The sequence below is a fragment of the Cohnella cholangitidis genome, assembly GCF_014107495.1.
GTDB classification, from domain to species: domain Bacteria; phylum Bacillota; class Bacilli; order Paenibacillales; family Paenibacillaceae; genus Cohnella; species Cohnella cholangitidis.
On the sequence record NZ_CP041969.1, the window covers coordinates 6,380,906 to 6,395,100 of the forward strand.

The window sequence follows — 14,195 nt, forward strand, 5'->3', positions numbered from 1 at the left end:
AACTCCTTATAATAAGTTTTCTAACACGCGTTTGGCATACTCCCAATTGCTTTTGTTGCGGGCGTAAGTATCCTTGCCCTTTTCGGTAATCCTAAAATATTTGCGTCGTCCGCCCTGTGATTCATCGCCCCAATACCACTCGATGTCGCCGTCTGCTTCTAACCGCCGGAAACTGGAGTACATCGTCGCTTCCTTTAGTTCATACTCGCCGTCAGAACGCTCGGCAATCAACTTGACAATCTCGTAACCGTAACGGTCAGCTTCGGACAACAGCCGTAAAATCATCGTATCCGTATGTCCTCGCAGCAGGTCGGATGTGATCTTGTTCTCGCTCATACAATCACCTCCATGACTGTATGATAAGACACATTACTATGACTGTCAAGGTAGTATTTTAATTATAATACTTTGCCTGAAAAAGACCACCAAGTTAGGTGGTCTCCAACAAATATGGTTCTATTCTGATTTACTACAGCGTACTTGATGCCTGGACAAGCAGCTTGGACAATAATTCGTAATCGGGCGATTGCCCTTCGCGAATTTTAGTCCATTTCCTTTCGGGCGGACCATCGAATTGACCTTTCGGCCATTCAAGACCGCTTGCGTTCATAATCATGAACGCAACGGTATCTTTGGAAGGAGTTATAACCGCAACGTAATGACCGTTTTTAAGAAAGTGGGGTTTTTTATATTGAATGCGCTCTTCCGTCTCCGGAATCGATTGGTGAACCATTTGGCGAAGTCGATTGCACACCTCGATCTGCCAAACTTGGTTCAGACTTTCAATAAAAGAACTAACCTCTTGATTATGGCTTTTTTCAACCTTTTGATTTTCCGACACGTTTTTTTCCTCCCATTATTGAATTTCGTTATTTGGATAAAAGCGCTCACCCATATCCTCACTGCAAATGCGAGCGCTAGTGACCCTAGAATCAAAATTGTCTGTCAGTACTCACTGTAATTGCTTCGATAAAAAAACTAGGGAGTCAAAGCCCTAGCGAATATCCGTACGCTTTCTTTCATAAAGGGTTCCAAGCTTATTTTCGGGTAGTGCTTGCCGCTGTCCAGATCGTTAATAAATGCGCCAAAATGCGTCATCATGAACGTAAATGCTTGCATCTCCGGATCAGTGCGAACCATCTTTCCCCTCTCTCCCATTTCAACGAAGTACTGCGTCAAAACCTCTAACAGTTGTAGCGGGTGTTGATGCATTCGTTTCTTAAAATGAGGGAGTAAAGCCGCTTCTCTTAGACTGATCATGACCAACTTACGGTCGCGATTCATGATATCATGGTACGCTTTGCATATCGTGAAGAGGTCTGCTTCAAGTTCCCAAACAAGACTGTCTTGGAACACCTTTTTCATTTCTTCGGCGTAATTAAAGTGATCGAATGAGGATTCAAGAAGATTCAGTTTGGTGCCGAAATAACGAAAAAGAGTTTTCTCGCTCAATCCGGCTGAAGTGGCGATCTCTTCCGTGGTTACTCCGTTGTATCCTCTTTCAGAGATCAGATTAATGGCGGCTTGCAGCAACCGCTCGCCCGTATTTTGCCTGCCGGTTTTCATGCTTATAATTCCTTCCCGCAAAATGTCTGTCAGTTCTTACTGACATTATTTTATGCGAGAACAATCCATTTTGTCAATGGGACTTCTGAGCATGCGTTAAAATCCATGTACGGATTTTCTTAATTTCGCTGTTAACCGGAAGGTAATTTCCGTCCATATTGCGCTATAAATCAAGCTAAATAGAAAGATATACGTTGCCGAAGCGATATTAAAGCTCAAGGTACCCAAAGGTCCGAGCAGCGGGAACCGAAAAGCGTATAACACCAGCGCAATTCCGGCCCATAACGCGAGTGAGGAAAAAAGGACGACCTGAATCCGATTTTTGGAGCGCGCACTGCTGAAGCCAAGTGCCAGCCCGAGCAATCCCGTTGTAAACGGAAAGACGATTAATTCGCTTGGTTGAATGAGGAATAGCAATACGATGCTAAGAGCATAGGTGGTAAGTCCCGAACTTAATGAAAGGAGTGCCGCCATTGCAACCGGGGCTGTCGATAGCGAGCTAAGCAAATAACCCGCCCCCGGTAAAAAGCCTCCCGCTGATTGAAATATTGCGGTTAGCGCGCCTAAAAAGGCGATTGTGACGAGTGTCTTCGTTTGGTTCACGCATTTGACGCCTCCTTTTCGGGATCACTCGAATTTGAAATGAATTAAAGGAAGCAGCAGGGCCAAGATCAACACGATGAAATCGAGCCTGCCCCATTTCAAATAATAAAAGGCGGTCCGCTCGCTGCCGGGCATGTAACAACGGGACTCCATTGCGTCCGACAAACGGTCAGCTCGCCTGAAGGTCATGAGAAGCAACGGCGTCAACAATAAGATCATATCTCTCCCCCGCCCCGCCAAATTCCATCTACCATACTGCGCTCCCCGAACTCTCTGCGCTTGCATGATTCGCATGAGGTCTTCCAAAAGTAACGGAAGATAAATGACTGCTACAGTGAACATTACTGCACAAGATTCAGACTTCACCCCAAGGCGGCGCAATGGGGACAACAATTTACGCAGTCCCTCCATTAGTTTTTCCGGTGGCGTAGTCGATAGTATTAACGTGACCGTTAAGATAAAAGAAATCATCTTTAACGTTAACAGCGTTGCGGCTTCTATTCCGTTTAATATGATTTGAAAGTAATTAATTATAATAATGACGATTAAAAGTCCTCGAATACTTTCCAATAATAAGTACAAGCGGAGTCTGGAAAGCAGAAACAAGAATAATGCGAACAGCGTGTAAATGAGGCTTGCCGTAAACGAATGGGAAGAAACAAGACTTATCGAATAACTTGCGAAAAACCCATATTTCGAACGCGGATCCAGCCGGTGCAGGATGGAATCTCCAGGTACATATTGCAGTGTGGATAAAGCTGCGAAGTTGCTCATGGCTCATCTCCTACGCGCGCATAGACGGTCGGTTATGAAGTCGACAAGCTTGTTCTCTTGAATGAGCTCCGAATCGATTTCTCCGGGGAATAAGGATTCGAGTTCCTTGCGGAAACGCAATAAAGGTGTTGGGGGTAAAGCTATCGCGGAATCTTCCAATACGCATCGTATTTCGACAGGTTTCAAGTCATAGACTACTCTTCCGTTATTTAAAATGAGTAGACGATCCGCATATTCCAAAGCATCCTGCAGATGATGGGTAATGCAAACGATCGTCATAGGTTTTGTTCGTCGAATTACGGTCAGCAAAGCGAAGAACTTCCCGCGCGTCAATGGATCCAGGCCGGCCGTCGGCTCATCCAATATCAGAATCTTTGGTTCAAGGACGACGGCACCTGCCAAAGAAACCCTTCTTTGTTCTCCGCCGCTAAGCTGAAAAGGTGAGCGATCCTTGTAATCCTCAAAGGAAAGTCCAACGCATTCCATCGCGTCTTTCACTTTTGCCGTTATTTCCCGCTCGCTATACTTCTTCCGGCGAAGTCCGAAACGGATATCCCGCATAACCGTTTCTTCAAACAACTGATGTTCGGGAAATTGAGAAACATAAGCAACTCTGTTCGATATATCGGACCGGTTTTTCCTGCTGTTCATCGGGATATTATCCACATATACGAGACCGGTGTCAGGCAGCAATATACCGGTACCCAATTGTCCCAACGTGGTTTTGCCGGACCCGGAAGGGCCCATGATGGCTGCAAACTGCCCGTCAGGTATAGAAAACGTAATGCCGTTGATCGCTTTATGCTCCATGGCGGTTCTTTTTGCATGCGTATAGCTTACATCGCGGAAATCGATTCCCATATCGATTTGGCCAATTCCTTTTCCGATCCGCAGCAGGCAGGCAGTTCCATACCTTTCGTGCGAAGCGCTTTTTGTAAACGAACTAGAAACGGCGGAAGCGTCTGAGCCTCTTCGAGAACGTTAGATTGCTTCATTAGCGCGGGGACGTCTCCGGCAAAAGTAAGGCGTCCATTATTTAACACCAAAATTCGGTCTGCCTTCCAGATATCCTCCGGATCATGCGTCACCTGAATGACGGTAAGTCCCATACGATGAAGATCCGACATGACGTCCAGCAACTTGTCGGCATTTTGCGGATCCAGCATGGACGTGGCTTCATCAAAAATGAGGATTCGCGGATTCATGACGAGTATGCCGGCGATCGCAACCAATTGCTTTTGCCCGCCGGACAACGTTCGAACGGGACGGTACCGGAGTTCTTCCAATTGCAACATTTTCAACATACGATCTATTCGCAATAGTATTTCATCCCGAGGGAACATAAGGTTTTGCAAGCCGAACGCGATATCCTCTTCCACCGTAGCGCCGACCGTCTGTACATCCGGATTTTGAAAAACGATTCCAACCAACTGTCGGATCCTTCGAATATTCGCTGGATCAGTAGACTCTCCGAAGACGAGCACCTCTCCCAGACTCGGTTTCAACAAACCGTTCACTAATTTAACTAAGGTCGATTTTCCCGAGCCGTTACCTCCCACGATGGAAATCCATTCGCCTGGAGCAATGCTAATATTGAAATCTTTTACGATCCATTCGCCATGCTCTGAAAAACGGAAAGATACGTTCTCGAAAACGACGGACGACGATTTGGCGACTGCGGTCATCCCAATTCCCCATTCTCCTTGAATGAATCATGGAACAATTTCAAAAACGGTACCTTGGTTATAATCAGCCACTTTCATAGAACCGTATACCCCTAAATAGAGTTTGCTTTGATTCGGATTCGTTCCCAAACTAACATAATAAGCGGATTGAGTACCGAAAGGGTAATCGGTTTCAATAACGCTAAAATCATTAAGCTTACAATCCGCTCTTGCCTTTGTGTAAGCTAAAACCCCTCTGACCGGAGATTGGGATTGTTCTTTTCGGGCAAGATCGGTAAACACGACGCTTCCCGTTAATTGGGGGATTCCATGCCCCATATACGGCTGGACTCCCGTGAGTGCAGTCCCTCCAAACTTATCGGGTCGGGGATCTTTATGAAAATAACTGATTAAAGGTTGAAGACGTTTGACTGAAGCCGTTATTGCTTCATCGTAATAAGCAATCGTTTTCTCATCCAAAGTCGGATTTGCAGAGCATCCCCTTATAAACGAAGTAGGAAAAGCACCTTCCCACCCTCTCCAGCCAAAGTTAATAAATCCATCTTGGTGAGTTGATTCGGAGTTCGCTAAAGAAGCCTGAGTAAGTTGAGTAACCGGGATTGGGATATAATGAACGAATGAAAAAATCGACTCTACGAGATCCTGTCCGACGTTTCCTACATATTTGATGTAGTGATTATAAAACCTTTGAAAAGAAATGCCTGATATATTGCGAACCCCTTTGGCCATTACCGTTAGCGTTTCCTGAATAGGTACGGGCAGCTCGTTAAAACGCGTAACTACCGGTGGATTATCGATAAACGTATGCTTACGTACATCGATTTCTATTATTTTACCTGCGATTTCCATATCATCTTGACTTAGATTAAAAGGGTCGTAGCCTGATCCGCCGTCCCCTGTCGTCAAAATCAAATTTCCCGTTTCTGGTGAAAAGTTTAAGCTATTGACGCCGTTATGATTTAAAAACGGTCTTCTTAAATTAAGTAACGTTCGTCGTTTTTGAGGTTGACCATTCGATTGTATACCCCATTCTTCAACCGTATCGATATGATCATATTGCGTATCTCTATTTATCCACCTCATGTTTAAGGTACCGGGATCGCAAGGGTTGGGCTTAAAGGATTCAGGAGGAGCGGATGGAATAGCGCCCGGCCCTTGGGTTCCAGCTACTGAATAATGCAGATAAAACAAGCCGTTATAATAGAATCCCGGATGAAACGCTAGTCCCAGCAATCCCCGTTCATCATATCCGCCGCCGGAAGCGCCTAGTTTTAGGATTCTTGCCCGTATATCTAAAAAAGTTCTGATATCTCCGTTTCCTATGCAAAAGATCTCTCCTACCTGGGTTGCAATAAATAATCTTTCAATGGAATCTCCAGGAAGCGTAGTTGTTTTCAAAACAGTGGGTAAATTTATCTTACTTACGATTGGCCGTAAACTAACCCTGACTTTTATCAACCCTCTACACTCCTTCTTATCATTTCCTATAAGATTATGATTAGAAGTGTGCTATTATTACCAAGATTAGGACTGAGTCAAGCTCGGTGGCAGCACTGGAAATCCAATGCCGGCTAACCAATCCCCTTTTCAATTCACAACTGAATGATACAGATTCTAGATAGCGGCTTAAGCTGTAAATGCCTTAGCTGGTCAGAATGTAAAGATAAGATAGAAAATAACGGGTCGTGTTAGGAGATGGCATTCCGCAATGTTGATGGCTATATTGCTTTTTGTTTTTGCCGGTCTTGCTGAAATCGGCGGGGGGTATTTAGTTTGGTTGTGGCTTCGGGAATCCAAACCCCTGTGGTATGGTATCGTAGGAAGCATCATCCTCATTTTGTACGGTATCATTCCGACACTGCAAAGCTTTCCGTCGTTCGGACGAGTTTACGCCGCGTACGGCGGCGTATTTGTGGTTCTAGCGGTACTATGGGGCTGGCTTATCGATAAGAAAACGCCTGATATGTACGATTGGCTAGGAGCCGCTATTTGCATTGTAGGTGTATCCGTCATGCTTTGGGCACCGAGGAGTTAATCGTTTCATCGGATTGAATGACGAATATAGTAGAGGCACACCGTTATGGGTGTGCCTCTACCATTCTCTTTATTCATTCTTCATCGTGCTGATATCGATCACGAATCGATACCGGACATCCGAAGCTAATACGCGCTCCCAGGCTTCATCGATCCGATTAGCGGAAATAACCTCGATCTCGGGAACAATGTCGTGTGCAGCGCAAAAATCAAGCATTTCCTGCGTTTCGCGAATTCCGCCGATCGTCGATCCGGCAAACGACCGACGCTGAAGGATAAGCGGAAATACGTTAATTGACATCGGCTCCGCTGGGGCACCGACATTGACCAGCGTACCATCTAGAGCCAGCAATGAAATGTAGGCACTAATATCGATATTCGTACTCACTGTATTGATGATGAGGTCGAACGAACCGACCAAAGTCTTAAACGTCTCTGGATCATTCGTGGCATAATAATGGTCCGCCCCCATGCGCAAACCGTCTTCTTTCTTCTTCAGGGTCTGTGATAGAATCGTAACCTCTGCGCCCATGGCATGAGCGAGCTTTACAGTCATATGGCCAAGCCCCCCAAGTCCAACTACGGCTATCCTCTTGCCAGGACCGGTCCCCCAGTGGCGCAGCGGCGAGTACGTAGTAATTCCCGCGCACAGCAGCGGAGCAGCGACGTCAAGCCCAATGCTGTTCGGAATTCGGACCACGAAGTCTTCGGTTACGACGATGTGGGTGGAATAACCGCCCTGCGTATATTGCCCGTATTTGTCGATCGCGGCATAGGTGCCCGTATTTCCACTGAGGCAATACTGTTCATCTCCCTTGCGGCAGTGTTCACAGTCTCTGCAAGAGTCAACCATGCAGCCTACCCCTACTCGGTCGCCAACGGCATACTTTGTAACTTCCGAACCAATTCGAGCGACTATTCCGGCGATCTCGTGTCCCGGAACGAGAGGATAGTTTATTTGCCCCCACTCTCCACGAGCCGTATGGATGTCGGAATGGCAAATTCCCGCGTACTTAATCTCAATAAGGACATCATACGGCTGAAGATCCCTGCGCTCGATAGTGGTGCTTTTGAACGGACCTTCCGGACTGAATACAGCCCGTGCATTAACAGTTATCATTCTATATCCTCCTGCACTTAATCATGTAGTTTCTTAGTAAAATGGTTACAATACTGAATACCAATGATAGTAATCCTACTAATACGACGTAACGTGTACCCATTTCCGCTATGAATAATCCACCTATTGCGGCACCGAATGTTACCCCTAAGTTAGCAGATGTTAAAAATAAGCCATTAGCGAAATCAGGTGCATCAGGAGCCGAAGACATCATCAAATATTGATTCATATTCGCCCCTATACCAGCTAATATCCCCCAGATGAAAGTAATGATGGCCATGGGTACGCTAAACTGTCCTGTTAAGAATAATAGGGTGTAAACGGCTCCCAATACAAAAGGGAACGATACGACAGATTGGATAGCACGATTAGTAAGCAGCTTTCCTGCGACTACGTTACCAATAATATTGGCTCCGCCGAATATAAACAACATTAAACTAATTGTATTTGTAGACAGATTCGTAACCGTATTCAGGTACTCGGCAAGATAACTATAAACTCCGAATATTGCTGAGCTGATAGAAATAATAGCCACGATGGAAAGCCAAGTAATTGATTTTTTTAATACGGATAATTGTGATCCGTAGGAAACCCTTTCTTTAACAGGCATAGATGGTACAAATAGCAATGTAGCCAAGAATACCATCGTATTTACAGCAGCGAAGAATACCATTGCCATTCGTAAAGAAGCTGCACTTGCAATGAAGCTTGCAATCGGCACGCCGATTACCATACCGGCGGATACGCCAATAAACACCTTCGAAACCGCTTTGGGAGCTTCTTCCTTGCTAACCGAGGCCGCCGCTACCGTAAGTGCCAACGAACAATAAACCGGATGAAATATGGCGGGGAGAACACGAGCGGCTAACGCAATCGAAAAGTTAGATGTGAATACCGATACGATGTTCCCCAGAACGAAAACGCCAAGCACAAGCAACATAACCTTCTTCCGATTTATACCCGAAAACAATAGCGGTAAAATTGGACCAGACACGGCAACTGCTAGGGCAAACGAACTCACCAACCACCCTGCATGGGATACACTCACATCAAAGTGATCAGCAATGGACGGCAATAACCCGATAACCCCCATTTCGGTATTTAAGATGCCGAAGACTCCTATGGTTAATATGAAAATCAACAAATGATTTCTTTTAGTCAATGTAACGCCTCTATTAATTTGAACCAAACTTTCTTATTATCCGTCATGGTATCTTCCCTCACTTCGACTTATTTGAGACCCAACGGAGATTGTATAAGCATACTATGTCGCTTAACCAACTCGTGTTTATTATTATAAAGATACGAAGTCTGCATTCAATGGTTAAAAAAACGCGTTGTGTTGATATATCAACACAACGGCTGAAAATGTTAATTATCTAATGAAAGTCAGGTGGAGTTTACGATGGCTAAAATGGATCGGAGAGTTCTTAAAACCCGGGAATCCTTGAAAAAGGCCGTAATTGAACTGATGACCGAAAAAAATTTCGATGATATAACCATCCAAGATATTGCAGACCGCGCAAACGTAAATCGCGGAACCATTTATCTTCATTTTCAGGACAAATTTGATTTATTGGATAAACTCATAGAAACACACTTTATTGAATTAGGCGAGATGGATGAATGGGCATGCAAGCTGGATTGGGCCGATGCCCTTGTACCTTATTTTGAATATTTCGAGAATAATCGATTGTTTTTTTCGACTATGTTAGCGAGTAAAGGTGCTCCATCCTTTAGAACTCGACTTCTTGCTTCGTTTATGGAAGGGTTCAAAGATGAAATTGACAGAGAAAGCGGGAAAAATACCGATCTAATTGACGAAGTTATGTTGCAATATGCCGGTACCGCATATGTAGGGGTAATTGAATGGTGGATCAAGAGCGGAATGCCGTATCCGCCTCAAGTAATGGCTAAACAAGTCGGAGCCTTATTAGGTAGAACTCTATAGTCTTCTGAGTTAATTAAGGCTCACACGTCTTCTTTAACCTGAATCAGGATTGCAAACTTTATTCTCATAAGGATAGCGGTTTGGAGAAATACTCATTATGGAATTGGATAGGAGGTGAACTATTTAAATGAGCACCAAATCTAAACCCGATAAAAACAACCCAAAGCATAGCCCGTCACGATCTAACGATCCGAACGATCAAGGAAGAACCGGTGTACAAAAAAACCGAGATAAAGCCGGGAAAATTCAACATTGGCGCGACTATTTTCGGGATAATCGAAAAAGGACGGAAGTCGCTTTTCCGTCCTTCACGATTCATTTCGTTATTTGCTGCGTTAAGTTCAGCCTTGCATGTCGATCAGAATGGCGCCCTTGGTGCCTTGGATCTTCACGAAGTGGTCGCTCCAGCGGAATGCCGAGCCTTATTGCAACGTTGCAAATCGCTTGTTCGGAAACAGATAATTCAGTCGCAAAGTCTGCAATACGCTTTGATCAGCCATTATCGCTCACCTTTTCCTGATTGTCGTAGTGATTAGCGTACAAAAAAATAGAGGCAATCACAAGAAGGTCACAAAAAAACGGCCTCGCATTATGCAAGGACGCTTGTAGACATAACATCAAGCGTTTCCTCTACGCTTCCCGTTATGTTATTCGAGTAAACCAAGTTCTTCGTATACACGTGCCGATACTACGCCATTCTGCGCTAAATGTCGGTCTTTCTGGAACTTTTTAAGCGCATTGGTCGTATCGAAACGAAACTTGCCGTCGCAATTCCCTCTAAAGTACCCTGCGCTTTTCAAGCGAGATTGAATCAATTGGACGTCACCGCCGACGTCGCCTTCGGCAAGGGCTCTGGAATCATTACTCGGATCCCCTAAGACATGCCCATAAATCGTCACGTTCGTTCCGACCGGAATCATATCGAATAACTCCATCACATCGCGGTTTCTCATGCGAATACAACCATGGCTCAGATGCTGTCCGATAGAGTGCGGCTTATTCGTTCCGTGTATGCCGTATTCACCCCAAGGAACATTTAGTCCCAGCCATCGAGGCCCGAACGATGCCCCCCAATTTTTTCCTTTATAAACGATTTGGTATTCGCCGACAGGGGTTGGAGTCGATGGATTTCCGACTGCTACGGTATATTCTTTTATTTTTTGACCTTGTATCTTGACAACCAAGCGATGGCGTACAGGATATACTTCAATGGCGTAAAGCCCGTGTTTTGCGGTTATTGGCAGCGATGGATCAGCATATACAGTATTGGTCTTTAACATGGCCAAAATTAACATTAATACGATGATGTTTCGAAAGGAATGGGCCATTCTTGCCGCTCTTTTGTTTTTCCTTATTATGTTCCTCACCTCATGTTCCTCAGCGTCTATTTCTTTCCCTTGCTTGTACTAAGTTTTTTACAATTAACTATCCGTTAATCACAATACCTCCGTTCAGGTGGAGGAATTGTCCGGACATATAGGACGAATCCTCTGAAGCGAGAAACACATATGCCGGCGCGACCTCGCGAGGTTGTCCCGCTCGCTGCATCGGCGTACGCTTCCCCCAGTTAGCGACCTGCTCTGCGGGAAAAGTAGCAGGAATAAGAGGCGTCCATATATTTCCGGGACATACTCCGTTTACCCGAATTCCGCGAGGGAGCAACGATTTGGAAAGCGAGCGCGTAAAAGCGACGATCGCCCCTTTCGTGGCGGAATAATCAATAAGCTGCTCGTTCCCTTCGTAAGCGGTTAGAGAGGCTGCGTTAATGATGGCGCTCCCGGATTTCAAGTGCGGCAATGCGGCTTGGACGAAGTAAAAGACGGAATGAAAATTGGTTCTGAACGTCTTTTCCATCTGAGTTGCCGTGATGTCTTCGAAGCGGTTCTGCACATGTTGCTCCGCAGCATTATTAACTAGAATGTCCAACCTGCCGAATTCGCGGACGGTTTGGTTCACGGCAAGTTGACAGAAAGTCTCTTGGCCGATGTCTCCGGCAATGCATAGACAGCGTCTCCCCTTTTGTTCCACCGCCTGTTTCGTTTCTTCCGCGTCTTGATGCTCGTTCAAATAAATGATGGCGACGTCCGCCCCTTCCTTGGCGAAGGCGACGGCGATCGCGCGTCCCTGACCGCTGTCGCCGCCGGTAATGATGGCGACTCTGTCCTGCAGCTTCCCGCTTCCCAAGTAACGGGGATCGTCGAAATCAGGTCTTGGCGTCATCTGGGATTCGATGCCGGGTTGTTGATTTTGATGCTGGGGAGGAAAAGGCGTCGGTTGCGCGTTTTGAGTGTTCGTGTGCATGACAAGGCTCTCCTTTTTATACGATCGGATAGTCGGGATATACGGCCTGAGCCGTCGGAACTTCAATTAATACGGGTTGAGCGCTCGTTAATGAGACCTTGAGAAATTCGTCTAGGTCGTCCGGAGATTGCGCGCGGTAGCCTCTCCATCCGCAGGCTTCCGCAAGCTGCACATAATCCGGATTAGCAACCGCGGTTCCTTCCGGTTCCAATCTTCTAACCCCCATTTTGTTGCGCTCCATTTGTAAAAAACCGTTGTTTAAAACGATCATCACTACCGCTAATCCATAGCGGGATGCGGTCAGCATATCGGCCAAGACCATCCCGATGCCTCCGTCTCCCACAACACAAACCACTTGTCGCTGAGGGTAACAGCATTTCGCGGCCATCGCGGCAGGCAGGCCGAAACCCATCGTTCTCCATTGCTCGGACACAATAACGAGCTGATGAACGGCTCTGAAATTCCGCATGAACCATAGCGTAGAGTCCCCCTCGTCTAAAGCGATGATCGCATCGGAAGAGACATGATTTTCAATCTTACGGACGATACAAGATGGATGCATGGGAAAATCGGATTCCGTTCCTTCCGTCTCATTCCGGTCCTTCCATGTTTGCTTGCATTCCCTTACGGATTCGATCCAGTCAGGACTCGGTTTATGGTCCATTAATCCTTGGGTGAGCCGGGCTATGGCCGTCGGTATGTCCCCAACCACGACGCAGTTCGCCGGCATATTCGCGCTAAGCTCATTCTGTCGACCTGCGATTTGAATAACGCGAGCCTCTAATGGTGTGCAGTTGTCCGGCCACCATGAAGTACCGATGGCCATAACGACATCCGCGTCTCTGAACCTTTCGGTTAAATAAGGATTTCCGCCTTCGCCCAATCCTCCCAACGCCATCTCAAAATCGTCGGCAATTACTCCGATAGCCCCGTAAGCGTTCGCGATGCCGCTTCCCCATGCTATAGCTAACCGCTCGATCTCGGCTGAAGCCAACCGTCCCTTATTGCCCGCTAATATCATTGGTTTTGTCGCCGAGCGCAAGATTTGCGTAGCATCTTCAAGACTTTTAGGATCCGGTAGTCCGCAAATGCTGAGGATCGGATCTTGCGGTAGGCGTTGCGTCTGCATGCCAAAGAGATCCGCCGGAATGGACAAATGGGAAACCGTTCCCCTTGCGATGGAGGCGTACATAGCCGATGCTAATGAAGCGATAACGGAATCCGGATGTACGACGAGCTGCGTATACCCGGAGACTGACTGTACGAGCGATTGCTGGTTGACAAACTGCTTGTACGGCGTTCCGATCCGATTTAGCGGCGCTTGGCCCGAGATCGCGAGAACGGGATAGCCGTCCAAATAAGCATCGCCCAGTCCGTTTAACAAATTCGCGATCCCTGGCCCCATTTGCGCGGCGCATACGGTAAGTTTTCCCGTGCACTTGGCCTCCGCCGAAGCCATTAGCGCGGCAACCGATTCGTGCTTAACGGTAATAAACCGTATCGCGCTTTGTTTGGCGATCGCATCCATCAGACCGAAGATGGCGTCCCCTACGACCCCGTATATTCGTTCGACTCCGGCCCTGCGAAGCTGTTCCAGGATGGCTTCGGAGACAGACATTTGTGGCATCCCGCATAGCACCTTCCGATCCATTTTCGGGTAGCTTGTCTTTTCGGGTTATTGCCTATTCATGCATAAGGAATTACTCGCGCAGGAATACTGGAACCATGTGGCAAGACCAAGGGAAGGAAGGAAATAAGAATGAACTTGGGTTGGAATGGATGGTCTCTCGATAGGGTGATGGTATTCTCGTTAGGATTGCTGTTTCTCGTCATTTTCGTTCAGGTTACGCTGTTTCATTATCGGCAGAATTTCCGGCATTGGTCGATGTGGATTCCCGTCGTCGCAACGCCGTTGTTCGGTCTCTGTCTGCTTGGCTTCTCATTCTACAAAGCAGCATGGCTTGCGGGTTTGCTGACCGTGCTGCTGTCCGTTGGAATCGCGGCCGGCGCTTACGGTTCCTATATGCATGTTCATGGCGTCGGGGAACGCGTGGGCGGCTTCGAAATGCGAAATTTCATGGTGGGCCCTCCGCTCGCCCTTCCCGCGTTAATCTCCGCCGTCAGTCTGCTAGCCCTATTCGCGTTATATTGGGGGTAACGG

Annotated in this window: 17 protein-coding genes; 4 read left to right on the forward strand and 13 right to left on the reverse strand. The window is 46.7% G+C overall.

Going from position 1 to position 14,195, the window contains the following annotated elements:
- Positions 1–6 precede the first annotated feature (6 nt).
- From FPL14_RS29370 to FPL14_RS29405, 8 genes are all read right to left on the reverse strand, one after another.
- The gene (locus FPL14_RS29370) at positions 7–336 is read right to left on the reverse strand and encodes a PadR family transcriptional regulator (protein WP_182301074.1); all 330 of its coding nucleotides are present in this window, start codon (positions 334–336) and stop codon (positions 7–9) included.
- Positions 337–469: 133 nt separating this feature from the next.
- A complete protein-coding gene (locus FPL14_RS29375; RefSeq protein WP_229263720.1) occupies positions 470–841 on the reverse strand; it encodes a DUF1801 domain-containing protein in 372 nt (123 codons plus the stop codon).
- A 137-nt stretch (positions 842–978) separates the two neighbouring features.
- The gene (locus FPL14_RS29380; protein ID WP_182301075.1) at positions 979–1,566 is read right to left on the reverse strand and encodes a TetR/AcrR family transcriptional regulator; all 588 of its coding nucleotides are present in this window, start codon (positions 1,564–1,566) and stop codon (positions 979–981) included.
- A 96-nt stretch (positions 1,567–1,662) separates the two neighbouring features.
- On the reverse strand, positions 1,663–2,169 hold the full coding sequence (locus FPL14_RS29385; RefSeq protein ID WP_182301076.1) for a YybS family protein: 507 nt from the start codon (positions 2,167–2,169) through the stop codon (positions 1,663–1,665).
- A gap of 24 nt (positions 2,170–2,193) precedes the next feature.
- On the reverse strand, positions 2,194–2,943 hold the full coding sequence (locus tag FPL14_RS29390; RefSeq protein ID WP_182301077.1) for an energy-coupling factor transporter transmembrane component T family protein: 750 nt from the start codon (positions 2,941–2,943) through the stop codon (positions 2,194–2,196).
- 3 nt (positions 2,944–2,946) lie between these two features.
- Positions 2,947–3,753, reverse strand: coding sequence for an ATP-binding cassette domain-containing protein (locus FPL14_RS29395; RefSeq protein ID WP_182301078.1), 807 nt, complete (start codon positions 3,751–3,753; stop codon positions 2,947–2,949).
- 26 nt (positions 3,754–3,779) lie between these two features.
- Positions 3,780–4,628, reverse strand: a complete 849-nt coding sequence (locus tag FPL14_RS29400; protein WP_182301079.1) for an ATP-binding cassette domain-containing protein — start codon at positions 4,626–4,628, stop codon at positions 3,780–3,782.
- Positions 4,629–4,655: 27 nt separating this feature from the next.
- Positions 4,656–6,086: a PQQ-dependent sugar dehydrogenase gene (locus FPL14_RS29405; RefSeq protein WP_182301080.1), complete on the reverse strand. Its 1,431-nt coding sequence runs from the start codon at positions 6,084–6,086 to the stop codon at positions 4,656–4,658.
- Positions 6,087–6,336: 250 nt separating this feature from the next.
- Between FPL14_RS29405 and FPL14_RS29410 the strand changes: the two genes are divergently transcribed.
- A complete protein-coding gene (locus FPL14_RS29410) occupies positions 6,337–6,663 on the forward strand; it encodes a YnfA family protein (protein WP_182301081.1) in 327 nt (108 codons plus the stop codon).
- A gap of 69 nt (positions 6,664–6,732) precedes the next feature.
- Here the strand turns inward: FPL14_RS29410 and FPL14_RS29415 are convergent, their stop codons facing one another.
- Together FPL14_RS29415 and FPL14_RS29420 are read right to left on the reverse strand one after the other, a co-directional pair.
- Positions 6,733–7,782 (reverse strand): NAD(P)-dependent alcohol dehydrogenase, encoded by a 1,050-nt coding sequence (locus tag FPL14_RS29415; RefSeq protein ID WP_182301082.1) that lies wholly within the window; start codon positions 7,780–7,782, stop codon positions 6,733–6,735.
- A 1-nt stretch (position 7,783) separates the two neighbouring features.
- The gene (locus FPL14_RS29420; RefSeq protein WP_182301083.1) at positions 7,784–8,944 is read right to left on the reverse strand and encodes an MFS transporter; all 1,161 of its coding nucleotides are present in this window, start codon (positions 8,942–8,944) and stop codon (positions 7,784–7,786) included.
- 243 nt (positions 8,945–9,187) lie between these two features.
- Between FPL14_RS29420 and FPL14_RS29425 the strand changes: the two genes are divergently transcribed.
- Positions 9,188–9,733 (forward strand): TetR/AcrR family transcriptional regulator, encoded by a 546-nt coding sequence (locus FPL14_RS29425; RefSeq protein WP_182301084.1) that lies wholly within the window; start codon positions 9,188–9,190, stop codon positions 9,731–9,733.
- Positions 9,734–9,945: 212 nt separating this feature from the next.
- Positions 9,946–10,269 carry a hypothetical protein gene (locus FPL14_RS29430; protein WP_182301085.1) on the forward strand — a complete coding sequence of 108 codons (324 nt, stop codon included), beginning with the start codon at positions 9,946–9,948 and terminating at the stop codon, positions 10,267–10,269.
- A 111-nt stretch (positions 10,270–10,380) separates the two neighbouring features.
- Here FPL14_RS29430 and FPL14_RS29435 read toward each other — a convergent pair whose 3' ends face one another.
- From FPL14_RS29435 to FPL14_RS29445, 3 genes are all read right to left on the reverse strand, one after another.
- Positions 10,381–11,028, reverse strand: a complete 648-nt coding sequence (locus FPL14_RS29435; protein WP_229264033.1) for a L,D-transpeptidase family protein — start codon at positions 11,026–11,028, stop codon at positions 10,381–10,383.
- 130 nt (positions 11,029–11,158) lie between these two features.
- Positions 11,159–12,034: an SDR family oxidoreductase gene (locus FPL14_RS29440; protein WP_182301087.1), complete on the reverse strand. Its 876-nt coding sequence runs from the start codon at positions 12,032–12,034 to the stop codon at positions 11,159–11,161.
- A 16-nt stretch (positions 12,035–12,050) separates the two neighbouring features.
- Positions 12,051–13,661, reverse strand: coding sequence for a thiamine pyrophosphate-binding protein (locus FPL14_RS29445; protein ID WP_229263721.1), 1,611 nt, complete (start codon positions 13,659–13,661; stop codon positions 12,051–12,053).
- Between the two features lie 132 nt (positions 13,662–13,793).
- Here FPL14_RS29445 and FPL14_RS29450 point away from each other — a divergent pair, with 132 nt between their 5' ends.
- Positions 13,794–14,192: a hypothetical protein gene (locus tag FPL14_RS29450; RefSeq protein ID WP_182301089.1), complete on the forward strand. Its 399-nt coding sequence runs from the start codon at positions 13,794–13,796 to the stop codon at positions 14,190–14,192.
- Positions 14,193–14,195: the final 3 nt, after the last annotated feature.

Excerpts from the sequence above, each read along its gene's own strand:
- FPL14_RS29445 (WP_229263721.1), bottom strand. The coding sequence starts at position 13,661 with ATGCCACAAATGTCTGTCTCCGAAGCCATCCTGGAACAGCTTCGCAGG.
- FPL14_RS29380 (WP_182301075.1), bottom strand. The coding sequence starts at position 1,566 with ATGAAAACCGGCAGGCAAAATACGGGCGAGCGGTTGCTGCAAGCCGCC.
- FPL14_RS29400 (WP_182301079.1), bottom strand. The coding sequence starts at position 4,628 with ATGACCGCAGTCGCCAAATCGTCGTCCGTCGTTTTCGAGAACGTATCT.
- FPL14_RS29370 (WP_182301074.1), bottom strand. The coding sequence starts at position 336 with ATGAGCGAGAACAAGATCACATCCGACCTGCTGCGAGGACATACGGAT.
- FPL14_RS29390 (WP_182301077.1), bottom strand. The coding sequence starts at position 2,943 with ATGAGCAACTTCGCAGCTTTATCCACACTGCAATATGTACCTGGAGAT.
- FPL14_RS29450 (WP_182301089.1), top strand. The coding sequence starts at position 13,794 with ATGAACTTGGGTTGGAATGGATGGTCTCTCGATAGGGTGATGGTATTC.
- FPL14_RS29415 (WP_182301082.1), bottom strand. The coding sequence starts at position 7,782 with ATGATAACTGTTAATGCACGGGCTGTATTCAGTCCGGAAGGTCCGTTC.
- FPL14_RS29440 (WP_182301087.1), bottom strand. The coding sequence starts at position 12,034 with ATGCACACGAACACTCAAAACGCGCAACCGACGCCTTTTCCTCCCCAG.
- FPL14_RS29395 (WP_182301078.1), bottom strand. The coding sequence starts at position 3,753 with ATGGAGCATAAAGCGATCAACGGCATTACGTTTTCTATACCTGACGGG.
- FPL14_RS29435 (WP_229264033.1), bottom strand. The coding sequence starts at position 11,028 with ATGTTAATTTTGGCCATGTTAAAGACCAATACTGTATATGCTGATCCA.
- FPL14_RS29410 (WP_182301081.1), top strand. The coding sequence starts at position 6,337 with ATGTTGATGGCTATATTGCTTTTTGTTTTTGCCGGTCTTGCTGAAATC.
- FPL14_RS29425 (WP_182301084.1), top strand. The coding sequence starts at position 9,188 with ATGGCTAAAATGGATCGGAGAGTTCTTAAAACCCGGGAATCCTTGAAA.